This window comes from Xanthobacter sp. BG11Y11_SDJG, assembly GCF_057364445.1.
In genome coordinates this window covers 1-22,846 of the sequence record NZ_JBNFNU010000010.1, presented here as the reverse complement: position 1 = coordinate 22,846, position 22,846 = coordinate 1, and the positions used below count along the sequence as shown (strand labels likewise).

The following is a 22,846-nucleotide window of genomic DNA, read 5'->3' as shown; positions in this document are numbered from 1 at the left end:
CCGCGCGCCTGCGCATTTGATTGCCGACGGTATCCAAACATGACGCAGGAGCCCGTTATGGACTTGAGGCACGCGATGAAGATGGTTGCGGCTGCTGTCGTCACGGCGATGGCCGTGCCGTCGGCCTCCGCGCAGGAGGTGACGCTGCGATATGCCGGCACGCTGCCGGCATCGCACCACATGACCGACGGCCAGAAGCTGTTCGCCAAGCTGGTCGCCGAGAAGACCGGCGGCCAGGTGAAGGTGGAGGTCTATCCCTCCGGCCAGCTCTACAAGGCGCACGACATTCCGACCGCGGTGGCGTCCGGCGCGCTGGACATCGGCGACAACCTCACCAATGTGTGGACCGCCGACGCCATCTCCGAACTCAATGACCTGCCATTCCTGTTCCGCGACGCGCGCCACGCGGCGAAGGCCTGGGCGCCGGGCGGCCAGCTGTTCGAGGCCTATACCCGCAAGATGGCCAAGCGCCGCATGAAGCCGCTCGGCGTCATGTTCTTCGGCTCGCTGTTCGACTTCTCCATGCGCGACCGCGCTCTGGTGAAGGCCGAAGACTTCAAGGGCACGAAGATCCGCAGCTATGGCGCGCTGGCCTCCGAGTCCCTGCGGCTTCTGGGCGCCTCGCCGGTGACCATGGACCCCGGCGAGATGTATCTGGCGATCCAGAGCGGCACCATCGACGGCGCCATCACGGGCGTGTCCTCGATCGATTCCCGCAAGCTCTGGGAAGCCGGCAAGGAAACCACCGTGGCGCAGGTGGCGTTCGGCGTGTTCGCCATGAACATGAACCTCGCCAAGTTCAATTCGCTCTCGGAAAAGAACCAGAAGGCGCTGCTGGAAGCCGGCAAGGAAGCCTTCGAGTGGAGCGTCAATGAATCCATCGTGCGCGACCAGAAGAGCACCGAGTTCCTGCGCACCAAGGGCAATGTCACCATCCTGACCCCCGAGCAGAAGAAGGCGTGGGCCGTGGTGCTCGAGCCGGTCTATGCGAGCTGGGGCAAGCGGGCGGATGCCGAGGACAAGGCGCTCGTGGAGTGGGTGAAGGGTCTCTGAGCGGCGCGGCACGGCGGGGGAACCCTGCCGTGCCGCTGACGCCCTGAGGGAGGAGTGGTGGGGATGTTGAATCTGTTGGACCGGGTGATCGGCTGGATTTCCCTGGCCGCCGCCGTATTGGCCATCGGCGGGCTGCTGTGCGTGTTTGTTTCGGTGGCGTGGGAAGTGATCGAACGCGGCGTGTTCGGCCACGCCACCATCTGGAGCAACGAATTCTCCATCTACGGCGTGATCGCGATCGCCTTCCTCGGCGCCGGCTACGTGTTGCGCCTGAACGGCCATCTGGAAGTCGATCTCATCACCTCCCGCCTCAGCAAGCGCGTGCGCGACGGCCTCGGCGCCGCCACCGATCTGGTGGCGGCCGTGTTCTGCGCGCTGGTCGTGTGGTCGGGCGTGAGCTTCGTCGAACTGTCCCAGATTCTCGGCGCCGTCAGCGTCGGCGAGCTGCGCATCCCGCTGTGGATCCCGCAATCCATCATTCCGGTGTCGTTCTTCGTGCTGACCCTGGAGTTCGTGGCGCGCGCGCTGGTGCGGCTAGGGCTTGTCCGCCGCGCGGAGGCGCCTGCCTCTGCCGACCACGTCCTGCCGGTTTAACGGGAGCAGACCATGGCCCTCGCGCTGATTGTCGCCCTGCTCCTTGTCCTGGCCACGGGCATTCCCATCGGCATCGGCCTCGGGATCATCGGCCTCGGGGTCGCCCTGCTGCTGGACGGGCCGCACGCTTTGTCCATGCTCGGCCCGACCCTCTATGCGGCGAACAATTCCTTCCTCATCACCGCGATCCCCCTGTTCGTGCTGATGAGCGAGATCCTGCGGCGCGCGGCGTGACCGAGATCCTGTTCGAGGCGGTGACGCGCTGGGTCGGGCATCTGCCGGGCGGCCTCGGCGTCTCGACGGTGCTCACCAGCGCCATCGGTGCCAGCATCACCGGCAGCTCGATCGCCAACGCCGCCAGCATGGCCATGGTGGCCATGAAGCCGATGCTCGACCGCGGCTACGACCGCCGCCTGACCTTCGGCCTCATCGCCGCCTCCGGCACGCTCGGCATCCTCATCCCGCCCTCGATCCCGCTGCTGCTCTACGGCGCGATCACCGACCAGTCGGTCGGCAAGCTGTTCACGGCGGGCCTCGCGCCGGGCCTCGTGCTGACGGCGATGCTGATCGCCTACGTCATCGTGCGGGCGGTGACCGACGCCGGCTTCACGCCGCTGCCGAAGGCCACCTGGGCCGCGCGCTGGGCCCAGACCCGCTATGCCAGCGGCGCCCTGGTGCTTCCGGTCATCATCATCGGCGGCATCTATTTCGGCGTCTTCACGGCGACCGAGGCCGCGGGCATCGGCGTCCTCTATTCCCTGGTCCTGACGCTGCTGATCTACCGCACCCTCAAGCTGCGCGATCTTTTCTCGGTGTTCATGGACAGCATGACCACGTCCTGCATGATCCTGTTCCTGGTGTCGTGCTCGGTGATCCTCGGCCATGCCGTGACCACGCTGCAGGTCAGCCAGAGCCTGATGAACCTCATCAACAACCTCGATCTGTCCGCCACCCTGTTCGTGCTCGCCGTGATGGTGATGCTGGTGGTCCTCGGCTGCATCCTGGAAGTCATCTCGGTGATCTACATCGTGGTGCCGATCCTGTATCCGGCGATGGTGGCGCTGAACATCGATCCCATCTGGTTCGGCATCCTGTTCGTCATCAACATGGAAATCGCGCTGGTGACGCCGCCGGTGGGCATGGTGCTCTATGTGGTCACCGGCATCGCCAAGCGGCCGATCTCCGAAGTGATCTCGGGCGTCATGCCCTTCATCGCGCTGCTGTTCGTGTTCCTGGGGCTGATGATCGCCTTCCCGGCGATCGTGATGACCCTGCCGGATTCGATCCGCTAGCGGGGTGCCGGGCGAATTGCGCAAGCCAGCATGGCCGTCCCCTGCCGGGAATGATAGAACGCGCGCCGCGGCCGCTCCCGGCGGCCGCGCGACCGCCGCAGCGAGGCCCGGATGCGCATCGACAGCCTGTTCCGCTACCCGGTGAAGGGCCTCTCCGCGGAGCCGTTGGCCGAGGTCGCCCTGGCTGCCGGCTACGGCGTCCCGCTCGACCGCGCCTATGCGGTCACGGACGGCTCCCTGCGGTTCGATCCCTGCGACCCCAAGCCTGCGCCCAAGATCCAGTTCCTGATGCTGGCGAAGTACGAGAACCTCGCCCGCCTGCGCACCCGCCTGCTGACCGGGCCGGACCGTCTGGAGATAGAGGACGGCGGTGCGGCCGAGACCTTCGCGCTCGACACGGACGGTGGCGCCGCGCTGGCGCAGCGCCTGGCGGATGTTGTCGGCGTGCCGCTGCCGGGCAACCCGATGCTGGTGCATGCGCCCGGGCACCAGTTCACCGATGTCAGCGTGCATTCGGTGGCGCTCATGCGCTCCATCTCGCTGATCAACCTGGACACCGTCGCCGACCTGTCCCGCCACCTCGCGGTGTCGCTGGACCCGATCCGCTTCCGCGCCAACCTGTATTTCTCCGGCGCGCCCGCCTGGTCGGAGCTGGACTGGGTGGACCGCCGCCTGTCCATCGGCGAGGTGGTGCTCAAGGTGGTCCGGCGCACCCGGCGCTGCGCGGCCACCAGCGTCGATCCCGCAACCGCTGTGCGCGACCTGAACTTGCCGCTCGCCATCCGCGACTATCAGGGCCACAGCGATCTCGGCATCTATGCGGAAGTGGAGCACGGCGGGCGCGTCGCGCCGGGCGATCCGATCGCGTTTCTCGACTGATTCCCGGCCCGGATCGCCGCCGACCGCGCATCCGCTCGGGTCCGATGGCCGGCGCGCACAATTTTCCCCGCGTCCTGCGCGACGCCGGCCGGCGGCTGCGGGTATATTCCCGGCGCAGCGATTCCCGGTCCCGGAGTTCCCATGGCCAGCCGAATTCCCATGGCGCCCGCGCCGCGGCGCAGGCCTGCCCGATGGCGGAGAATGGCTTCAGCGGCGCCGCCCGCGAGGACGCGATGAGCCGGCGCGCCCTCCTGTCGCCCGCTGTGCTGGCGGGCCTGATCTGCATCCTCGGGCTGGCCGGCGTCATGGCCGGCCGGTTCGACGCCACCCACCAGATGGGCGTCCTCCTGGTGTGCGGCACGACGATGGCGCTCTTCGCCACGCGGGCCCTGCCGGAATATCTCTCGGCCCTCATGTTCTTCGTCGCCTGCATCGTCGGCGGGATCGCCCCGGCGACGACGGTGCTGTCCGGATTCGCAGGATCGGCGGTCTGGCTGGTGATCGCCGGGGCGGTCATGGGCGCGGCGCTGCGCCATACCGGCCTCGCCAAGCGGCTGGGCGAAGCGCTGGCGGGCCGCCGGCCCCAGAGCTTTCCCCTGTTTCTCGCCGTGTCTCCTGTTTGGGGCCGGCCTGGTGTTCCTGATGCCGTCCGCCATGGGCCGCATCCTGTTGGTCATGCCCATGCTGGAGGCGACTGTCGCCGCGGCGGGCCTGGAGGCGCGCGATCGCCGCGCCGGAGCGATCGTGCTGGCGGGCATGGCCGGCACCTTCTTTCCGGCGATGGCGGTGCTTCCGGCCAACGTGCCGAACAACGTGCTCGCCGGACTTCTGGAGACGACGGGGATCGGCGCACCGTCATTCGCGGGCTATCTCGCACTCCATTACCCGGTGCTCGGCATCGCCAAGCTTGCGCTGATCTTCGCCATGCTGGCGTTCACCTACCGGCGCGAGCCGGCCATGCCCGGACGGGAGACCGCGCCGCGTCACCTCCCCTTCGCAGCCGGGGAAATCCGGCTCCTTGTCGTCCTGACGATCACCATCCTCGCCTGGCTGAGCGATGCCTGGCATCACGTCTCGCCCGCCTGGGTCGGCATGGCAGCCGCGGTGGTCTGCCTTTGGCCGAGCGCGGGCCTGATGCCGGAGAAGGGTCTCGGCGCCGTCAACCTCGATCCGATCTTCTATGTGGCAGCCGTCGTCGGCGTCGGCGCCGTTCTGGAGGCGTCCGGCATCGGCCACGAGCTGGCGGCGCTGACCGGCCGGCTGGTCGCCTGGGGCGGAACCGATCCCGCCGTGACGGTCCTGATCCTGATGGCCATCGCCACCGCGCTCGGCCTCCTCGTCACCATCGTCGCGGTGCCGGCGATCCTGACGCCGATCGCTCCGGGTGTCGCGGCCATGACCGGACTGCCCGTGGAAACCGTGGCCATGACGCAGGTGGTGGGCTTCTCGACGGTGTTCCTGCCCTATCAGGCGCCGCCCCTGGCGGTAGCCATGCAGGTCAATCCCGGCATCGGCCGGCTGCTGGTCGGCTTCTGCTTCCGGCTCGCCGTCCTCTCCGTGTTCATCATCTGGCCGCTCAACCTGTTGTGGTGGCGCATCATCGGCTGGCTGCCCTAGGCCGCATCCGCCGGGCGTGCCACGGCGCGCAAGCGGATGCGGCCACCGACGGGGCCCGGTTGCGGGGGCCTGCCTTCGGTGGCCGCTCTGGCCGCCATCGCCTTCCGGCATCCGGCGGCCGCCATCGGATCAGCGGGAACGGGGCGATATTCCCTGATCCGATCCCGTCAAGCGCGGATCGTGCGTGACCGGCCCTGCCGGAGCACTGCCGCCACACGGCGGTTGGCGATCAGCAGCGCCGCGCCCGTCAAAAGGCTCGCGATCGGCACGATCAGGAGTCCCAGCGCCAGCCCGTTGGGCAGGTCGGCCGCAGTCGCGGCATCGCTGACGAGGCCGACGACCAGCGGGCCGATCGCGGGGCCGAGCAGTCCGGAGCCGACCATCACGAGGCTCGTCGCCATGCCTTCGCGCCCCTTGCCGGCCAGAAGGTGAGCGGTGCCGAAGCCCCAGGGCAGCATGAAGGAGAAGGACAGCATGGTCGGCACCATCAGCAGGACGGATACCCATCCCACCGGGGCGAACCACGCTCCGGCCGCGCTGATGCTGGCGATCAGGAACAGGATGCCGGGCGGCCCGAGCACGCGGCCGGAGCCGGAAGCCACCGCGCGATCGAAGCCGCGCCCGCCCACCAGCGCGCCGAGGATGCCCATCAGCCCCTGCAGCAGCCCGAAGGCGAGCCCCGCCTCGCCGGCGCTGAAGCCGTGGGTGCGGATCAGAAAGGGCGCGGCGAAGGCATAGAACGGCCCGGCGGCGAAGCTGGCGAGGATGGCGCCGATGAACAGCCAGCGGAAGCCTTCCGACGACAGCAGACCAAGACTCGAGCGCACGAAGGACTCGCGGCCCGCGCCGGGCGCCGCCAGCGGCGGCGTCGGCCCGACGGCGGCGAAGGCGAGGACGCCGATGCCGGCACCGATGATGCCGGCGCCGATAAAGGCGGTGCGCCAGCCGAGGCATCGCGTGATGGCGCCGCCGGCGGCAAAGCCCACCATGGTCCCGAGCGGAATGCCGAGCGCGAACAGGCCGATGGCCAGGCCGCGGCGCTCGGGCCTGATGCGGCGCGCGATGATGGCATGTCCCGCCGGCGTCGCGCCGGCTTCGCCGAAGGCGACGCCGAACCGCGAGAGGCCCAGCAGGAGGAAGCTCGCGGCCAGACCGCCGAATGCGGTCATGGCGCTCCAGCCGAAAATGCAGGCGACCAGGACGAGCCGCGGCGAGCCGCGGTCGGCCACGCGGGCGAGCGGCAGCGACAGGAGGGAATAGCAGACCGCGAAGGCCACGCCCGTGAGCAGGCCGATCTGCGTGTCGCTCAAGCCGAGGTCGGCCTTGATCGCTTCCGCCATGATGAATGGCATGATCCGGTCGACCTGGGAAATGGCGCTGACCAGAAATAGAGCGCCCAGCAGAACAACAACGCGCCAGCCATCCACGTATTCATCCCGCTCCGGAATGAATAAAGGATCGGCACTTGCATTTTTACCAATTGATCCGGCCGAGACTTCTGTCATACTGGAAACGCTCCGGGCTTGGGTTGGCAGCATCAAGCTAGGTGGAGCGAGGACGGATCCGAATGCCGGAAACCTCAATAAAATTGCCCGATCCTACAAATGACGTTAGGGTAGATCCCGCGGGGCACGGGGAGCGCTGGCCGCGAGCCAAGCAGGAGCGCAGCGTGTCAACATCGCTTGTTGAGACCGTCACCGCCTATGTCGAGAGCAAGGGCGGCGGCCAGGGCCTTTTTCCCACCGCCATGGAGGGCGTCAACGTCATCCGCTCGTTCCAGGAGATGATGCCGCACCGGAAGATCTACCGGCCCTCCCTCTGCATCGTGCTGAAGGGCGCCAAGCAGATCCTCTTCGGCGAGCACACGCTGGACTATGGCGAGATGCAGTGCCTGGTGGTGAGCATGGAGCTGCCGGCGAGCGGCCGGATCGTGCAGGCGGCGCCCGACGAGCCGTTTCTCGGCGTCACCATCGATTTCGACGTGGCGGTGATCCACGAGGTCTTGCGCGAGATGGACGGGCTCTCCCCGGCCCCGGGCAGCGCCAAGCCCTGCGTGTTCGTGGCCGACGTGGATGCGCCGCTGTCCGACTGCGTCCAGCGCCTCGTGCGGATGGCGGACAACCCGAAATCCGTCCCGATCCTCTATCCCTCCGTCATGCGCGAAATCTACTACTGGCTGCTGAGCGGCCCGTACGGCGGCGAGCTCTGCAAGCTGGCCCTGCCGGAATCGAGCACCGAGCGGGTGGCCAAGGCGATCCAGCTGCTGCGGGCCAATTTCACGCAGACGCTGCGGGTGGAGCAGCTGGCCGAGGCGGCGCGCATGAGCGCCTCGTCGTTCCACCAGCATTTCAAGGCGCTGACCTCCATGTCGCCGCTGCAGTACCAAAAGCAGCTCCGGCTGCTGGAGGCGCGGCGCCTGATGATCTCCGCCGCCGCCACCGTCGCCGAAGCCGCCTACCAGGTCGGCTACGAGAGCGCCTCGCAGTTCAGCCGGGAATATTCCCGCACGTTTGGCGTGGCGCCCAAGCGCGACGTGATGAACCAGCATCGCCTGTATCGATCGCTGACCGGTCGCGAACTGCCGACCGCCTAGAGCCCACACCGCAGTGACCGCCGGCGCCGAACGGAGTGCCCGCCGCCGTGCCCGTGCCCGGCCGGGCGGGGCCATGCCCCTGCCCCCGCTCGGCCCTCGCGATTTGCAGGATCAGGCAAATTGTTTCCGCTTTCCGACATTCGCCTCCCGGCGGCCGCCGCGTAGCGTCGCGGCGCAAGGTCGAGGGACCGGACCGGAGCGTCACCCCTTCCGCGGGGCGGGAGACAGGGGATGCCCGCCGGTTGCCGTGCCCCGGCTGTCGGAAAGGAATGCACGATGCTCAAGTCCGCACAGACCCGCCTGCTGGCCGCCGCGCTCGCGGCGGGGCTCTCTGGCCTGCCGCTCGCCGGCGCGCTGGCACAGGCCGCCGCCCCCGGCGAGATCGTCGGCGTCTGGGAGACGGAGAACCGCAACCTCAAGCTCGAAATGTTCGATGCGGGCGGCACCTATGCCGGCCGCGTCATCCATGGCGCCCGCCTGATGGAGGCTGACGGGCAGACGTTCAAGAAGGATACTCTCAACCCGGATCCCGCGCTCCGGGAGCGCTCGCTCCAGGGCATCGTGTTCCTGAGCAACCTCAAATGGAACGCCGCCGAGGGCCGCTGGGACGACGGCGCCATCTACGACGCCTCGTCGGGCCGGACCCTGTCCGCTCAGGTGACGCTGACGGGCGGGAAGATGGAACTGCGCGGCTATATGGGCACGCCCCTGCTCGGCCAGACCGTGGTTCTCCAGCGCACCCGCTGAGGCCGGCCCCTCCCACCCGCAGAAATAGGCAACCCGCTGGAGCATGCGTCAGCGCGCTCCCGCGGCCGGAAGGCACGAGGATCCATGACCCACTGGACCACCAAGGACATCCCGCCCCAGCACGGCCGCACCGCCGTCGTCACTGGGACCGGCGGCCTCGGATACGAGGACGCGCTGGCCCTCGCCCGCGCCGGCGCCCGGGTGGTGATCGCCGGGCGCAATCCCGCCAAGGGCGCCCGCGCCGTCGCCACCATCAAGGCAGAGGTTCCGGACGCCCAAGTCCGCTTCGCCGCGATGGACCTTGCGAGCCTCGAGTCGGTCGCCGCCTTCGGCGCGCGACTCGCGGCCGACGAGGAGAGGCTGGACCTGCTCATCAACAATGCGGCCGTCATGACCCCGCCGGTGCGGGGCGAGACCCGCGACGGGTTCGAACTGCAGTTCGGCACGAATTATCTCGGCCATTTTGCCCTCACCGCTCATCTTCTGCCGCTGCTGAGGAAGAGCCCGAGCCCGCGCGTCGTCACGCTCGGCAGCATCGCCGCCCGCGGCGGCAGGATCGACTTCGACGACCTCCAGGGCAGGAAGGCCTACAAGACGTTCGCCCTTTATGCCCAATCGAAGCTCGCCTGCATCATGTTCGCCTTCGAGCTCAGCCGGCGCAGCGGAGCGGCGGGATGGGGCGTGGCGAGCCTCGCCGCCCATCCCGGCCTGACGCGCACCGATTTGATTGCCAATTCCGCGCCGCCCGGCAGCCTGCGGCTGGGCATTCGCCGTCGCCTGCCGTTCCTGTTTCAGCCGGCATGGCAGGGCGCCTTGCCCACGCTCTTCGCAGCCACCGAGCCGGCGGCACGGGACGGCGGCCATTACGGACCCCACCGGCTCGCCGGAACGCGCGGCTACCCCATCGAGGAGCCCCCGCCCCCGCAGGCTCTGGACGGCGCCGTCGCCGCGCGGCTGTGGGAGGTGTCGCAGGATCTGGCCGGGGTGGCCTTCCCCTGAACCGGCGCCACGCGGTCAGCCGCGCCGGGCTGCGGCGATGGCGGCGACGTCGATCTTGCGCATGGTCATCATGGCCTCGAACGCGCGCTTCGCCTCGGCGCCGCCCGCCATCATGGCCTCGGTCAGCACGCGCGGGGTGATCTGCCAGGAGATGCCCCACCGGTCGCGGCACCAGCCGCAGGCGCTCTCCTGACCGCCATTGTTGACGATGGCGTTCCAGTAGCGGTCGGTCTCCGCCTGGTCGTCGGTGGCGATCTGAAACGAGAACGCCTCGCTGTGCCGGAACGCCGGACCGCCATTGAGGCCGAGGCAGGGGATGCCGGCGACGGTGAACTGGACGGTGAGCACGTCGCCCGCCTTGCCGGAGGGATAGTCGCTCGGCGCGCGATGCACCGCCCCCATCACGCTGTCCGGGAAGGTGGCGGTGTAGAAGCGCGCCGCCGCCTCCGCGTCCCGCTCGAACCAGAGGCAGATGGTGTTCTTGGCGACGGCAGGGGCTTGGGCAGTGGTGGACATGGTCTTCCTCAAGGGTCGATGCGTCGCCCCGAGGACGCGCCGGATCGTGCCGGGCCGACAGCGCCTGCGCTCTTTATCTTCCTATCTCCGCGCACCATGCCGGCCGCAGACCGCTCATCCCCGCCGCTGGCGCCAGATCGAGGACAGGCGGTCGGCCAAGGCTTTCACGCCCCAGCGAGGGCCGCGCACGAGGGAGATCGCGGCCACCAGCGCGCCCACGCGGCGGGTGTCCGCGGAGCGGCAGTGGTCCGCCGGCACCGTGGGATGGGCGATGCGCAGGCGCATCTCCACGAACGTGCCGCCCGCGATGCCTTCCGGCAGCTCGACGTCGAACGTCGCGCCCCGGAAACTGCCCGCCTGAACCGGGCTCGCCTTGCGCGGGAGGACGATGTCCCGGCACGCCGCGCCGTTCACGGCCACGGTGATCGCCTGCCTGACCCCGGCCGCGCAGAACACCATCGGCACGTCGAGGCGGATGGCGCGCACCCCCGTGCCCGCGGGCAGGCGGAAGTGCAGCACCGCTTCCTCCCCACGGTCCAGCGGCCGCGCTCGCCGGCGACGCCCCAGCCGGACCAGGCAACGAGCTCGGCGCCCGGTTCCCTAAGCGCCAGCCTGGTGTCGATCACCGGCGCCGCCTGCGGGCACGTCATGGCCATCTGGCTCAGGAGCAGGCCGATGCGGCGATGGTCGAGGCCCAGGCGGCGCCGCTCTGCGCCGCTCATCAGCGCATCGAAGCGGATGGCGACGACGACCACGGGGACGCCGTCCCAATCGAGCACCCGGCCCGCGACAGTCCGGGAACCGCCGTCCCTGTCGCTCGCGACGAAGGACCAGTGCGCCACGTCGGCGCCGGCCCATGCGCGGGCATCGAGCCGCGGGATCTCCGCGGCGAGGTAGGGCTGCAGCCACAGGCGCAGCGCGACCGTCTCGCCGATCGCCGATCGCGGGGCGCGGAAGGCGAGTATGGCGGAGCCGCTCTCGCTCCAGCGCCCATCCCCCGCCGGGACCGACCAGCCGTCCACCATGGAGGCGCCGACGCCGGTGCGGCACAGATCGATGGCCTCATAGCCGAGTGCGGCAAGGCGCGATGGATCGGCGACCAGCGCCTTCACCCGTTCCAGCGCGAGGTCCAGGGACGCAAGGGCCTGATCGGCGGCCGCCTCGGCGTCGCTGGACGGTGGACGGGATCTGAGGGCTGCGACCACTTCGTCCGCACAATCGGCCCCATCGGGCAGCGGGCGGTCGGTGATCGCCGCGACCTCCCGCAGCGCCGCGCCGGCCCAGGCTTCAAGCCCGTAGCGGCGGCAGAGGTCATGGAACAGCGGCCAGTCCCACGCATCCGGCGCGCCGGCCTCCAGCAGCAGCGCCGCCTCCGCCACCCAGTCGTAGCGCTGCATGACGGTGTCGTGGAAGGCATGCGCCAGCAGCACGAACAGGTGGTCGGCGAGGCCGCTCACCGCCACCGGCCGGCCGTCGAACCGCGCCGCGACGGCGCGCGTCCACAGCCCTTCGGTGTGGCGCGGATCGGCGATGGCCTCCGCCGCGCGCCAGTGCAGGTCGATCTGCGTCCCGCCACGCGTGGAGCCGTCGGCGCCGACGGAGATGAGGCCGACGGCGTGGAACCGGTCGAGGTCGTCGTCGGAAATCTGCGATCCGCGCGCGCCGGTCCAGCCCGCGCCGATCAGCGCATCGAGCGCCGCGCGCGCCTGTTCGGGCGGCACCAGCAGGTCGAAGTCGCCCATGGGGCGGGTCTCTACCGCCTTCGGCCAGCGCACCAGCAGCGCCGCGCCCTTGATGAGCATCACCGGAATATGGGCGGCACCGAGCGCGTCCAGCGCGCGGGCAAGCGCCCGCTGGCGCATCATGCCGGTGAGCCAGATCAGCTTCGCCTGGCCCTTGAGCCAGGGCAGGATCGGATCGTCGATCCCCGCGCGCCGCAGGTTCGCCAGCAGCAGCGGCATCAGCCGCAATTCGCGGCCGTGCATGTCGGCGGGGTTGGCGAACGGGCGCCAGGCGGCGAAGGCGTCGCGCGCGGCATCGCCGCTGCCGAGGCAGGCGACGAGGAGGTTCCGCTCCCTCTGCGTGAGGCCGAGGGCCTGCGTCACGGGCGGGCTCCGCGCTTGGCGTCGATGAGCGCCTTCATGATGCGCAGATAGTCCTCGCGCTGCCGGGGCCGCTCGCGCCGTCCCATGTTGGCGCCATGGATGCGCCGCAGCAGGACGAGATCGTCGAGCATACGCCAACGGAACCCCGCGATGCAGGCCTGGGCGTACCAGGCGACGAAGTCGGCGAACAGCCGGGTTTCGTCGAACGCGCCCAGCCGGTCGAACGCGGCGCGTCGCAGCAGCATGGTGCCCTTCAGGAAGCCGGGCTCCGCCGCGGTGCCGATGCGCAGGCCGGTCCGCTCGTGATCGGGCAGATCGGGGCTCGCGAAGGGGGTCATGTGGCCGAAGACGGCGTCCAGCTCCGGCTCCGCCGCGAGCGCGGCGGTCTGCACGCGGAGCTTGCCGGGGCACCAGAGGTCGTCCGCATCGAGGAAGGCGAGCACATCGCCGCTGGCCTGGGCGGCGGCGGCATTGAGCGCGGCGCCGACCCCCTGGTTCGGCTGACGCAGCAGCGTGACGCCGTCGATCGCCCCGGCGACCGCCGCGCTGGCGTCGGTGGAGCCGTCGTCGACCACGATCACCTCGGCCGCGCCGGGTCCTGGTCCAGGGCCGAGCGGATCGCCTCGCCGATATAGGCTTGCGCATTCCAGCAGGCGATGAGCACCGAGACGCGCATGGGTTCAGCCCCCGCTGCGGCGGCGGCGGATGGCGGACCACATGGCTTCCAGCATGGGCGCCTGCCCGAGCGCCGCCGCACGCGAGCGGTTGCCGCCATGCTGGCGGTAGACCAGCGTCACCGCATCGACCTGGGTCAGGACCGCGCCGGCATCCCGCACGCGGAGATAGAAATCGAGGTCCTCGGCCCGGTCGGCCGCGGGGTCGAGCCCGCCCAGCGACTGCCACAGACGCCGCCGGATCAGCGACGCGTGCAGCAGGAAGGGCACCGCCGTACCGTCCGCCTGCCGCAGGCGCGGGTCGGGAACGGCCCCCGCCATCTCTTCCAGGCGGAAGCGGCCATAGGCATAGTCGGTGTCCGGCGCCCGCTCGACCGCGGCGAGAAGCGCGGCGGTGCGCTCCGGCGGCCAGAGATCGTCGTGGTCGAGGAAGGCGAGCCATTCGCCCGTGGCGCGGGCGACACCGAAGTTGCGCGCCGCCGCCGGGCCGCCGCGCGCGGTGCGGATCAGGATCGCCGCCGGATCGGCCTTGGCGACGATCTCGGCGGTGCCGTCGTCCGAGCCGTCATCGACGACGATGACCTCGCCGACCGGCACGCTCTGGGTGCGGATGCTCGCGAGCGCCTCGGCGATGAGGGCCGCGCCGTTATGGACCGGCACGATGGCGCTGATGGACGCGCCGCTCATGCCAGTTCCCCGGCCAGCGCGTCGAGGGCCGGGCCGAAGTCCGCGCCGGGATCGAAGCGGCGCGGGCGCAGCATCGCCAGAAGGCGCATCACCTTGGCCGTGCGCGCGGCCTCGTAGCCGGGCGTCGCCACCAGGGTGTTGGCCATCAGGGTGGAGAGCACCGCGGTGCGGGTGGCCGGCCCGAACTGCGGCGCCTCGGCGCCGCGCCGGTCGAGCAGCAGCACCGCCTTCAGGTCGGCCCCGCCGATGACGCCGCCGCCCCCCTGCCCGCCGAGCACCAGTTCGTGGCGCCGCTCGCCCAGTTCCTGCGAGACCTCGCGCAGCACCGTGCCGATCCAGGGAAAGCGCGCCGCCATGTCGTCGCGCAGCCGCGCCGTGGCGAACAGCGGCGCCACTTCGGGCACGTCGGTGCGCAGCAGCACGTAATCGTCGCCGCTATAGCGCCAGCCGGCCTTGAGCGCCGCCAGCGCGAGCGTCGTCTTGCCGGCGCGGCCGGGGCCGGTGAGCATCACGGCGCCGCCGTCCCGCGCGATGGCGGCGGCGTGCACCGCGATCCAGGGCGTGGCGTCCAGCATCACCTGGAGGATCGGCAGGAAGGGGCGCGAGCGCTCCCAGGCGGGGATCGCCGCCGCGTCCTCCACCCAATAGAGCGCCTGGCGGCGTTCCAGGTCCACGGCATAGAGCGTGGGCGCATGGCGGCCCATCCACAGCACATAGGCCTCAGCCCCGGCACCGAGGCGCATGTCGCCGCCCCGCTCCGCCGGCACCAGAGCGGGAGCCGGCGTGCCGCCGCTGCCGCTCGCGACCGTGATCTGCCAGACGTCCGCGTCATCCCCGGGATCGCCGGCCGCCGAGGTCGCGCCCGCGAATGCGGGGCTGAACGCGGCGCAAGCTCGGGCGTTGCGAAATCGATGCGCAGGCGCAGCGGCCCGGCGGCCGCCGCGATGCCCTGCGCAATGCGGGGAGCACGGCCGATGCCGGCCGTCGTCTCCGCAATGGCGCGGCGAACGGCGCAGTCCATGGGGGTCAGGCGGCCGGCGCGCCGGGCATCACCGGCCAGCCGGCCTCTGCGACGTCGTGGATCGGATCGACCAGCAGAAGGCCCTGGAGGTCGTCGAACCGCTCCACGGACGGCGCCTCGAAGGGGCCGCATGCCAGCGCCGCCGCGGAAGCCTCCAAGCCCTCCGCAATCTCCAGCAGCCCATCGGCCTGGAACTGCGCGATCAGCGCGCCGATGGCCGCCTCGATGCCCGCCGCATCGCCGCTGAAGGCGGCCGCGATCTGGCGTCCCGTGTGGCCGGCGGAGAGCTTCTCCCAAAGGACCGGCGCGGAGCCGCCGAGGCTGTAGAACAGGCCGGTGTCGAGATTGGCGACCACCATCTCGTCCCCGAAATCCTTGAAGATGATGCCGGGGCCCGCCGGGCGAAACACGCGATCGAGCACCCGAAATCTCCTAAGTATATGTTTTGAGACGGCTAATAGCTTCGCAATTCAGGTATCCCTGCAAGCTTGGCTTGTCAATTGCGTGCACCCGTCCACCCTGCAAGCTAGCGCAGGACAGCGCGCGCGCAAATGCACACTTTCTTATTACGTTACGGCATGTTGCGTGAGGGGAGCAGCGCATGGCCGCGCCGGCGCCGGCGGCTCCAATGGACCGCCATGAGTTTTGCACGCCCGAAAGGGAGAGAGACTTCGCCGGCTCGGCTCAGCCGCGCAGTTCGGCGAGGATTTCCAGCGCCGTGTCGAGGCGCACCTTGCCGCCGGCCTTGAGGCGTGCCGTGACGGCCTCGATCTCGTCGCCCTTGGCGCCGGCCGTCACCGCGATGTTGCGCGCATGCAGCGACATGTGGCCCTTCTGGATGCCTTCGGCCGCCAGCGCCCGCAGCGCGCCGGTATTCTGCGCCAGCCCCACCGCGACGATGATCTCGGCGAGCTCGCTGGCGCTGGTCACGCCGAGCAGCTTCACCGCCGCCTGCGCCACCGGGTGGGTCTTGGTGGCGCCGCCCACCAGGCCCACCGCCATGGGCATCTCCATGGTGCCGACCAGATTGCCGTCGGCATCCTTCTCATAGTGCGAGAGCGAAGTGTAGCGCCCGCCCGCGGCAGCATGGGAATGGGCGCCGGCCTCCACCGCCCGCGTATCGTTTCCAGTGGCAAGCACCACGGCGGTGACGCCGTTCATGATGCCCTTGTTGTGGGTCGCGGCGCGGTAGGGGTCGGCCGCGGCGAAGGCATAGGCATCGAGGATGCCGTCCACCACGTCGGCGCCGCCCAGCGCGTCGCGGTCATAGGTGGCGCGCACGCGGGCGAGCCGCATGTCGGCCTTGTTGGACAGGATGCGCAGCCGCACGCGGCCGCCGGTGATGTCGGCCACCAGCGGCGCCAGCGCCTCCGCCATGGTGTTCACCGCATTGGCGCCCATGGCGTCGCGCACGTCGACGATGAGGTGCAGCACCACGAAGGTCCGCGCGCCGGCCTCGACGATGCGCACCTGGATGTCCTTGGCGCCGCCGCCCACCTTCACCAGGAAGGCATCCTGGGCATTGGCAAGGTCGAGCAGGTCCTGCCGGCGCTCGAACAGGCGCAGGCGCGCCCCGAACGGGTCCTTGACGTCCACCACCTGGACCTGGGCGATCATGATCGGCTGGCTGCTGGAGGTGGTGAAGCCGCCCTTCAGCCGCGCGACACCCGCCATGTTGCTGGCGGCGGCGACCACCGACGGTTCCTCGGTGGCCATGGGCACGAGATAGTCCCGGCCGTTGACGGTGAAGTTGGCGGCGATGCCGAGCGGGATCGGCAGGGTGGCGACCACGTTCTCGATCATGTGGTCGGCGATGGAGAGCATCTCAGCGTCGGTGCGGCCGATGCGGGTCAGCTCCTCGTCCTTGAGGCCGCAGGTTTCGAGCACCGTCTTCAGGCGTTCCGCAGGCGAAAGCTTGTAGAACTGCGGAATGCGGCTGTTGACGGTCATGTTTCGGCCTCCCGGGGCTTGGCGATTGCGCGGAAGCCTAAGGGGTGCCCTCGCCCGCAAACAATGTGGCCGGCTCACACCCGCACGGAGCGCCTGCGTGGGTTTTCGACACCGGGGCCGCCGTCACCCACCCCGTCCGATGGCGTGCAGGCGCAGCGCCAGGTGGATGTCGAGGGTGCGTCCGGCCTCGTTCCAGCCCGGGGCGATCTCGCCGATGCTCTCCAGCCGCTGGCGCATGGTGTTGACGTGGATGCCCATGGCGGCGGCCGCCTTCTGCAGGCTGTGGCCGTTGTCCATGAAGGCGAGCAGCGTCGCCGCAAGCCGGCTCTTGCGCCGGCGGTCGTGGGCGACGATCGGCCCCACCGCCGACATCACGAACTGCTCGATCGCGTCCTCGCCCTTGCGCTCGAACAGCAGGGCATAGATGGACAGCGTCTTCTCGAAGACGATCCGCCCGCGCTGGCCGAGCGTGACCATCAGCCCGCAGGCGCGGCGCAGCGCCTGATAGGCGACCGGAACCCCCTCCAGCGCGGGAATGGGCGCCGAGATGACGATGCTGAAGCGGCTCTGGAATGCCTCGTCCAGCACCTCGCAGACCCGGTCGGCGAGGCCGGACGGGTCGCCCGCGCTGGTGACGATCACCACGTCGCCGTTGAATTCGGCGAGGATGGTGTCGCGCGCGCTGAGCGCCGAGCGCACGGCCGAGGAGATGCGGGTGGCGGGCACCTCGCCTGCATCCACCAGCAGCAGCGTGATCGGCCACGACAGCGAGACCCCGCTCGGCAGCTGGCGCGCGCATTCCGGCGAGAACGGATCGGTGGCGCCGCGCAGCAAAGCGGCGACGATGTCGGCGACGGTGCGGTAGGTGGCCTGGGCCACCCGCTCCAGCGACATCAGGACGATGCCGGAGACCAGGGCGCTGCGCTCCAGCGTGCGGATCTCGGATTCCGAAAGCTCCTTCGGCCGCGTCAGCAGCAGCGCGCCGAGCCGCGCCGAGCCGCCCATCACCGCCGCCACCCGGGTGACGGCGCCGTCGGTTCCCTGGAGCGGCACCGAGCGGCCGAGCACGGCGCTGTCGCGGATCGCCTTGGCGATGTCCTCGTCGGCAAGCTGGGCCGGCGGCTGGCCGCAGGTGAGGCGCCGGCGGTCGTCCAGCATGCAGGCCTCGCCCCTCAGCAGGTTGGAGACGCGCCGGGTCAGGTCCTCCAGCGAGCCGCCGCGGGCGATCAGCTCGGTGAGCTGCTCGTGGGCGATCGCGGCCTCCTCCACGTCCTCGGCCTTCGCCTGGAGCGCCGCATTGGCCTGCCGTGCCATCCTCAAGGCGCGCTGCGCCTCCTCCAGAAGGCGCGCATTCTCTATGGCCAAGGCCGCGAAGGTTGCGAGCGAGGAGAGCACGGCGATCTCGTGCGGCGTGTAGGACCTGGCATAGCGGTCGCCGACGAACAGCACGCCGATCACCTGCGTCTCCAGCGCCAGCGGCACCCCGAGGATGGAGACGATGCCTTCGCCCGCGGTCGCGCGGTCGATGCCGCGGTCGTGGTCGAACTGGGTATCGGCGGGGTAGTTGCTCGACTGGAACGGACTGCGGCTTTTTGCGACGCTGCCGCACACGCCGATGTTCCGCGGCACCCGGATGGTGGCGAAATCCCGCGAAATCACGCCTTCGGTCGCCCGGACATAGAAATCGCCGTGCTCCTCGTCCGCCGCCGAAAGATAGGCGATATCGCTGCCCGCCAGCTGCTTGGCGCGCTGGACGATGGCGCGCAGGACCTGGTCGGTATCGCGCAGGCCCGCCAGATCCCGCGCGGTCTCGTAGAGCGCGGTCAGTTCGCCCTCGCGCTTGCGCTTCTGCTCCGCCGTGTCGCGCAGGCGCGCGGCGACGGCGATGTCGGCGCGCAGGTCCGCGGCGTCCGCCGCGCCGGGGCCGCTGGCAATCTCCTCCGCCAGCCGGTCGAAGCTCGACATGGGGGCATTGTCGCTGAGCAGGCGCAGCAGGCGCCGGTAGGGCGCGGTGGGATCGCCGGCCGTGTCGGGCCCCGTGACCTTGGTGGTGAGTGGGACGCCCACGCCATCCTCCCTTGCGTCGTCTTCGGCCGGCGGGCCGCGCGCGCTGCGCGACTGTCGCACGGTTTGCCGGCACGTAAATGGAGCTATCGCACATAAACCGCCTATAGGAATGTCGCCTGCATATATTTCTTGCCCCTCCCTGCCATCCCACACTGCCGGCGGCGACGGGCAGCCGGACGCCGTGGCGCCGGCTTGGCCGGCACCGAGCCAGCTATCGAAAGCGGGGCGTTCGTGGTGAAACCTGCGGCGGGCCGGTCCGGTCCGCAGCCAACAAGGTCAATAAGGGAGGAAGGCATGGCGATCGAGGTTCCCGCCGCGGCGGCGCTGGGTCAGGCTGCGGGATCGGCGCCAGACGGGCCGCTCGCGGGGGTGAAGGTTCTGGACATCACCCGCGTCGTCGCCGGCCCCTATTGCGCCATGCTGCTGGCCGATCTCGGCGCCACCGTCGTCAAGGTGGAGCATCCGGACGACCCCGATTATGCCCGCACCTTCCCGCCCTTCGTGGGCGAGGAGGCGGCCGGGCTGAGCGCCTTCTTCAGCCAGTACAACCGCAACAAGCTCGGCATCTCGCTGAACATGAAGACCGCCGAGGGCAAGGCGCTGCTGAAGCGCCTGGTGCGCGAGGTGGATGTGCTGGTGGAGAATTTCCGTCCCGGCACCATGGAAAAGCTCGGCCTCGGCTACGAGGTGCTGCGGCAAGAGAATCCGAGGCTGGTCTACACCGCCATCAGCGGCTTCGGGCGCACCGGGCCGAACTCCTCCCGCCCCGCCTTCGACAATACCGGCCAGGCGGCGGGCGGGCTCTGGTCCATGAACGGTTATGCCGACCGCCCGCCGGTCAGGGTGGGCACCATCATCGGCGACCTCGCCGCCTCGCTCTACGCAGCCATCGGCACGCTGGCGGCGCTGCGGGTGGTGGAGCGCGGCGGCGCCGGCCAGGTGGTGGACGTCTCGCAGCAGGATTCGGTGCTCAGCCTCACCGAGAATGCGGTGGTGCGCTACACCACCAAGGGCGAGGTCGCCTCCCCGCTCGGCAGCGAGCACCCCTTCGTGCGACCCTACGGCCAGTTCCCGTGCAAGGACGGCTACGTCTTCTTCGGCGGCTATACGGACAAGTTCTGGCGCCTGACCTGCCAGCTGTTCGGCGCGCCCGAGGTCGCCGACGACCCGGCCATCGACACCATGGAGAAGCGGTTCGACCCGGTGGTGGCCGAGACCCGCGTGCGGCCGATCCTGGAGCGCTGGTTCTCCGCCTACACCAAGGCCGAGCTGGAGGAGATGGCGGGCGACACCATTCCCCTCAGCGCCATCAAGACCATCGCCGAGGTGGTGGAGGACCCGCACATCGCGGCGCGGGACATGATCGTCAGCGTGCCGCTGGGGGCGCAGATGGTGCGCATGTTCGGCCAGCCGGTGAAGCTCTCCGCCACCCCCGCCAACACCTTCGCCAAGGCGCCGGACGTGGGCGAGCACAATGCCCTGGTCTATGGCCGCCTCGCCGGCCTCTCGGCCGAGGATCTGGCGCGGCTCGCGGACGAAGGGGTGATCTGACGTGGCGATCGAACTCACCAGAGACGGCGCCGTCGCCACCATCCGCATCGCCCGTCCGGAGAAGCTCAACGCGCTGTCGCTCCAGATGTACGCGGACCTGGGCGCGGCATTCGCAGAGGCGCGGGACGACGACGCGGTGAACGCCGTGGTGCTCACCGGCGCCGGAGAGCGCGCCTTCTGCGTCGGCGCCGACCTCACCGAATCGATCCCGGCGCTCGCCAGCGGCGCATTCGACATCAGCGCCTGGGACCCCGCCCATCTCAAGGGCCAGCGCTTTTACAAGCCGCTCGTCTGCGCGGTGCGCGGCCTGTGCATCGGCGGCGGATTCGAGATCATGCTGGCGAGCGACATCCGCATCGCCTCGACCGACGCGGTGTTCCAATTGCCCGAGCCGGTGCACGGCTTCGTGCCGGCGGGCGGCACGCTGGTGCGCCTCGTGCGGCAGATCGGCTACGCCCACGCCATGGAGATCATGCTCACCGCCCGGCGCTTTTCGCCGGACGAGATGGTGCGCTTCGGCGTCGTCAACCAGGTGGTGGCGCCGGAGGCGGTGGAGGCACGGGCGCAGGAGATCGCCGCCGGCATCGCGGCGCTGAGCCCTTCCGCCGTCCAGACCATCAAGGAAGCGGCGCTGACGCTGCAGGATGCGCCGTGGGACGAGGCGTTCGCCCGCGAGGCGGTGCTCGGCCAGCGCACCTTCACCAGCGCGGACGCGCGGCGCGGGCTTGCCGCCTTCGCCGACCGGGCGGCGCGGGCCAGGGACTGACGCAGGGGCAGCGGCTCTGCGAAATGTCGGCGCGCCATACCGGAAGGCACCCGCCCTGTGGCTTTCGCACATTGAATGGGACGTTCCGCAGTCCCTAAGATTTCTGCAATCGCCGCCGTGCCTTGCGCCCTGAGACGCGCCTGCATCGGCCGACAATAAGCCAAAAGGGATGGACCCATGGACACGCGCCGGATGACCCGCCTTCGCCACGCTTTCGCCGTCTCGGCCGCCCTCGCCCCGCTGGCGTTGGCCGCGGCTTTTCCCGCCTCCGCGCAGGCGCAGGCGCCCAAGGTGTCCGACGACGTGGTGAAGATCGGGCTGATCGAGGACATGTCCGGCGTCTATGCCGACATCACCGGCATGGGCGCCGTCACCGCGGCGCGGATGGCGGTGGAAGAGTTCGGCGGCAGGGTGCTCGGCAAGCCGGTCGAGGTGGTGTTCGCCGACCACCAGAACAAGGCCGACATCGGCGGCGCCATCGCCCGCCGCTGGTTCGATTCCGAGAATGTGGACGCGATCCTGGACGTCGCCTCCTCCTCGCCCGCCCTGGCCGCGCTCGAAGTGGCGAAGGACAAGAAGAAGATCATCGCGCTCAGCTCGCCGGGCTCGATCCGCATCACCAACGACGCCTGCGGGCCCTACGTGATCCACTGGGCCTACGATTCCTACGCCATCGCCCATTCCACCGGCACGGCGCTGGTGAAGCAGGGCAATGACAGCTGGTACTTCATCGTCGCCGACTACGCCTTCGGCCACAGCCTTGCGAAGGACACTGGCGATGTGGTGACCGCCAATGGCGGCAAGGTGGTGGGCAGCACGCGCCTGCCGGTGGGCACCACCGACTTCGCCTCGGCCCTGCTCCAGGCCCAGGGCTCCGGCGCCAAGGTGGTGGCGCTGGCCAATGCCGGCGGCGACACCATCAACTCCATCAAGCAGGCGGCGCAGTTCGGCATCACCCAGGGCGGCCAGAAGCTGGCGACGCTGGCCGGCTTCATCAACGACGTTCACGGCCTCGGCCTGAAGGAGGCGCAGGGCCTCACCATCACCGAGGCGAGCTACTGGGACATGAACGACGAGACCCGCAAGTGGTCGCAGCGCTTCTTCGAGAAGATGAAGGCGATGCCGAACATGCTCCAGACCGGCACCTATTCGGCGACCCTGCACTATCTCAAGGCCGTGGAGGCCGCCGGCACCGACGAGACCGAGGCGGTGATGCGCAAGATGCGGGAGATCCCGGTCAACGACGTGTTCTACAAGAACGGCAAGATCCGCGTGGACGGGCGCATGGTCCACGACATGTACCTGTTCCAGGTGAAGAAGCCTTCGGAATCGAAGGGGCCGTGGGACTATTACAACCTGATCGCCACCATTCCGGGCGACCAGGCGTTCCAGCCGCTCGCGCTCTCCACCTGCCCGCTGGTCAAGAAGTAAGGCGAACGGCGCCCTCAGGCGTCCTCGCCCGTCAGCCAGGCCAGCAGCGGCTCGAAGCCGCCGCGCGCCACGAGGTCGGGCAGGATGCCGTGGGCGGCGACGCCGTCGAGCGGCAGAAGCAGGGCATCGGGCACCTGCGCCATGCGCTGCGCCTCGTCACGGTCGGCCGCATTGTCGGCGCCGAACACCAGCCTGAGGCTGGGTCCGGCGCGCGGCCGCCCCATAGAGGGCGGCGAGGTCCAGCGTATCGGTGTCGAGGCATCCGCCGCCAGCCCCTCCTTGCGCCGGCGCTCGCGCAGCCGGG

21 protein-coding genes and 1 pseudogene are annotated in these 22,846 nt (G+C 70.0%); 11 read left to right on the top strand and 11 right to left on the bottom strand.

Annotated features, from left to right (window positions below):
- Positions 1-75 precede the first annotated feature (75 nt).
- The 5 genes and pseudogenes from AC2W7M_RS02695 (at position 76) to AC2W7M_RS02675 (ending at position 5,435) form a co-directional block, all read left to right on the top strand.
- Complete coding sequence (locus tag AC2W7M_RS02695; protein WP_486129839.1) at positions 76-1,053, top strand: TRAP transporter substrate-binding protein; 978 nt, start codon at positions 76-78, stop codon at positions 1,051-1,053.
- 63 nt (positions 1,054-1,116) lie between these two features.
- Positions 1,117-1,647, top strand: a complete 531-nt coding sequence (locus AC2W7M_RS02690; RefSeq protein ID WP_486129857.1) for a TRAP transporter small permease subunit — start codon at positions 1,117-1,119, stop codon at positions 1,645-1,647.
- Between the two features lie 12 nt (positions 1,648-1,659).
- Positions 1,660-2,939: pseudogene (locus tag AC2W7M_RS02685) on the top strand (TRAP transporter large permease).
- Between the two features lie 111 nt (positions 2,940-3,050).
- Positions 3,051-3,818, top strand: a complete 768-nt coding sequence (locus AC2W7M_RS02680) for an MOSC domain-containing protein (protein ID WP_486129837.1) — start codon at positions 3,051-3,053, stop codon at positions 3,816-3,818.
- 633 nt (positions 3,819-4,451) lie between these two features.
- Positions 4,452-5,435, top strand: a complete 984-nt coding sequence (locus tag AC2W7M_RS02675) for an SLC13 family permease (protein ID WP_486129835.1) — start codon at positions 4,452-4,454, stop codon at positions 5,433-5,435.
- A gap of 167 nt (positions 5,436-5,602) precedes the next feature.
- On the opposite strand, the gene AC2W7M_RS02670 is transcribed toward AC2W7M_RS02675, so the two are convergent.
- Complete coding sequence (locus tag AC2W7M_RS02670) at positions 5,603-6,940, bottom strand: MFS transporter (RefSeq protein WP_486129855.1); 1,338 nt, start codon at positions 6,938-6,940, stop codon at positions 5,603-5,605.
- Between the two features lie 164 nt (positions 6,941-7,104).
- Between AC2W7M_RS02670 and AC2W7M_RS02665 the strand changes: the two genes are divergently transcribed.
- The 3 genes from AC2W7M_RS02665 (at position 7,105) to AC2W7M_RS02655 (ending at position 9,774) form a co-directional block, all read left to right on the top strand.
- Complete coding sequence (locus AC2W7M_RS02665) at positions 7,105-8,028, top strand: AraC family transcriptional regulator (protein WP_486129833.1); 924 nt, start codon at positions 7,105-7,107, stop codon at positions 8,026-8,028.
- Between the two features lie 276 nt (positions 8,029-8,304).
- Positions 8,305-8,775, top strand: a complete 471-nt coding sequence (locus AC2W7M_RS02660) for a DUF2147 domain-containing protein (RefSeq protein ID WP_486129831.1) — start codon at positions 8,305-8,307, stop codon at positions 8,773-8,775.
- An 84-nt stretch (positions 8,776-8,859) separates the two neighbouring features.
- Positions 8,860-9,774 carry an SDR family oxidoreductase gene (locus tag AC2W7M_RS02655; RefSeq protein WP_486129829.1) on the top strand — a complete coding sequence of 305 codons (915 nt, stop codon included), beginning with the start codon at positions 8,860-8,862 and terminating at the stop codon, positions 9,772-9,774.
- A gap of 15 nt (positions 9,775-9,789) precedes the next feature.
- On the opposite strand, the gene AC2W7M_RS02650 is transcribed toward AC2W7M_RS02655, so the two are convergent.
- The 9 genes from AC2W7M_RS02650 to AC2W7M_RS02610 all read right to left on the bottom strand — a co-directional run bounded on the left by AC2W7M_RS02650 (position 9,790) and on the right by AC2W7M_RS02610 (position 18,794).
- Positions 9,790-10,290 carry a VOC family protein gene (locus AC2W7M_RS02650; protein WP_486129827.1) on the bottom strand — a complete coding sequence of 167 codons (501 nt, stop codon included), beginning with the start codon at positions 10,288-10,290 and terminating at the stop codon, positions 9,790-9,792.
- Positions 10,291-10,404: 114 nt separating this feature from the next.
- Positions 10,405-10,710, bottom strand: a complete 306-nt coding sequence (locus AC2W7M_RS02645; protein WP_486129825.1) for a hypothetical protein — start codon at positions 10,708-10,710, stop codon at positions 10,405-10,407.
- Positions 10,701-12,395, bottom strand: coding sequence for a nucleotidyltransferase family protein (locus tag AC2W7M_RS02640; RefSeq protein WP_486129823.1), 1,695 nt, complete (start codon positions 12,393-12,395; stop codon positions 10,701-10,703). The genes AC2W7M_RS02645 and AC2W7M_RS02640 overlap by 10 nt, the downstream gene beginning before the upstream one ends.
- The gene (locus tag AC2W7M_RS02635) at positions 12,392-12,976 is read right to left on the bottom strand and encodes a glycosyltransferase family A protein (protein ID WP_486129821.1); all 585 of its coding nucleotides are present in this window, start codon (positions 12,974-12,976) and stop codon (positions 12,392-12,394) included. The genes AC2W7M_RS02640 and AC2W7M_RS02635 overlap by 4 nt, the downstream gene beginning before the upstream one ends.
- A gap of 99 nt (positions 12,977-13,075) precedes the next feature.
- Complete coding sequence (locus tag AC2W7M_RS02630) at positions 13,076-13,756, bottom strand: glycosyltransferase family 2 protein (protein WP_486129819.1); 681 nt, start codon at positions 13,754-13,756, stop codon at positions 13,076-13,078.
- Positions 13,753-14,499 (bottom strand): hypothetical protein, encoded by a 747-nt coding sequence (locus tag AC2W7M_RS02625; RefSeq protein ID WP_486129817.1) that lies wholly within the window; start codon positions 14,497-14,499, stop codon positions 13,753-13,755. The genes AC2W7M_RS02630 and AC2W7M_RS02625 overlap by 4 nt, the downstream gene beginning before the upstream one ends.
- A gap of 283 nt (positions 14,500-14,782) precedes the next feature.
- A complete protein-coding gene (locus AC2W7M_RS02620) occupies positions 14,783-15,199 on the bottom strand; it encodes a PqqD family peptide modification chaperone (protein ID WP_486129815.1) in 417 nt (138 codons plus the stop codon).
- 262 nt (positions 15,200-15,461) lie between these two features.
- Positions 15,462-16,805, bottom strand: a complete 1,344-nt coding sequence (locus AC2W7M_RS02615) for a hydroxymethylglutaryl-CoA reductase, degradative (protein ID WP_486129813.1) — start codon at positions 16,803-16,805, stop codon at positions 15,462-15,464.
- Positions 16,806-16,850: 45 nt separating this feature from the next.
- Positions 16,851-18,794 carry a helix-turn-helix domain-containing protein gene (locus AC2W7M_RS02610; RefSeq protein ID WP_486129811.1) on the bottom strand — a complete coding sequence of 648 codons (1,944 nt, stop codon included), beginning with the start codon at positions 18,792-18,794 and terminating at the stop codon, positions 16,851-16,853.
- A gap of 294 nt (positions 18,795-19,088) precedes the next feature.
- Here AC2W7M_RS02610 and AC2W7M_RS02605 point away from each other — a divergent pair, with 294 nt between their 5' ends.
- From AC2W7M_RS02605 to AC2W7M_RS02595, 3 genes are all read left to right on the top strand, one after another.
- Positions 19,089-20,345 carry a CaiB/BaiF CoA transferase family protein gene (locus AC2W7M_RS02605; RefSeq protein WP_486129809.1) on the top strand — a complete coding sequence of 419 codons (1,257 nt, stop codon included), beginning with the start codon at positions 19,089-19,091 and terminating at the stop codon, positions 20,343-20,345.
- A gap of 1 nt (position 20,346) precedes the next feature.
- A complete protein-coding gene (locus AC2W7M_RS02600) occupies positions 20,347-21,111 on the top strand; it encodes an enoyl-CoA hydratase/isomerase family protein (RefSeq protein WP_486129807.1) in 765 nt (254 codons plus the stop codon).
- Positions 21,112-21,288: 177 nt separating this feature from the next.
- On the top strand, positions 21,289-22,542 hold the full coding sequence (locus tag AC2W7M_RS02595) for an ABC transporter substrate-binding protein (RefSeq protein WP_486129805.1): 1,254 nt from the start codon (positions 21,289-21,291) through the stop codon (positions 22,540-22,542).
- Positions 22,543-22,556: 14 nt separating this feature from the next.
- Here AC2W7M_RS02595 and AC2W7M_RS02590 read toward each other — a convergent pair.
- On the bottom strand, positions 22,557-22,846 hold a 290-nt coding region (locus AC2W7M_RS02590), incomplete at its 5' end, for a hypothetical protein (RefSeq protein WP_486129803.1).

Coding starts and splice junctions, on each gene's coding strand:
- AC2W7M_RS02695 (WP_486129839.1), top strand. CDS start 76: ATGAAGATGGTTGCGGCTGCTGTCGTCACGGCGATGGCCGTGCCGTCG.
- AC2W7M_RS02690 (WP_486129857.1), top strand. CDS start 1,117: ATGTTGAATCTGTTGGACCGGGTGATCGGCTGGATTTCCCTGGCCGCC.
- AC2W7M_RS02680 (WP_486129837.1), top strand. CDS start 3,051: ATGCGCATCGACAGCCTGTTCCGCTACCCGGTGAAGGGCCTCTCCGCG.
- AC2W7M_RS02670 (WP_486129855.1), bottom strand. CDS start 6,940: ATGACAGAAGTCTCGGCCGGATCAATTGGTAAAAATGCAAGTGCCGAT.
- AC2W7M_RS02660 (WP_486129831.1), top strand. CDS start 8,305: ATGCTCAAGTCCGCACAGACCCGCCTGCTGGCCGCCGCGCTCGCGGCG.
- AC2W7M_RS02655 (WP_486129829.1), top strand. CDS start 8,860: ATGACCCACTGGACCACCAAGGACATCCCGCCCCAGCACGGCCGCACC.
- AC2W7M_RS02650 (WP_486129827.1), bottom strand. CDS start 10,290: ATGTCCACCACTGCCCAAGCCCCTGCCGTCGCCAAGAACACCATCTGC.
- AC2W7M_RS02630 (WP_486129819.1), bottom strand. CDS start 13,756: ATGAGCGGCGCGTCCATCAGCGCCATCGTGCCGGTCCATAACGGCGCG.
- AC2W7M_RS02625 (WP_486129817.1), bottom strand. CDS start 14,499: ATGCGCCTCGGTGCCGGGGCTGAGGCCTATGTGCTGTGGATGGGCCGC.
- AC2W7M_RS02605 (WP_486129809.1), top strand. CDS start 19,089: ATGGCGATCGAGGTTCCCGCCGCGGCGGCGCTGGGTCAGGCTGCGGGA.
- AC2W7M_RS02595 (WP_486129805.1), top strand. CDS start 21,289: ATGGACACGCGCCGGATGACCCGCCTTCGCCACGCTTTCGCCGTCTCG.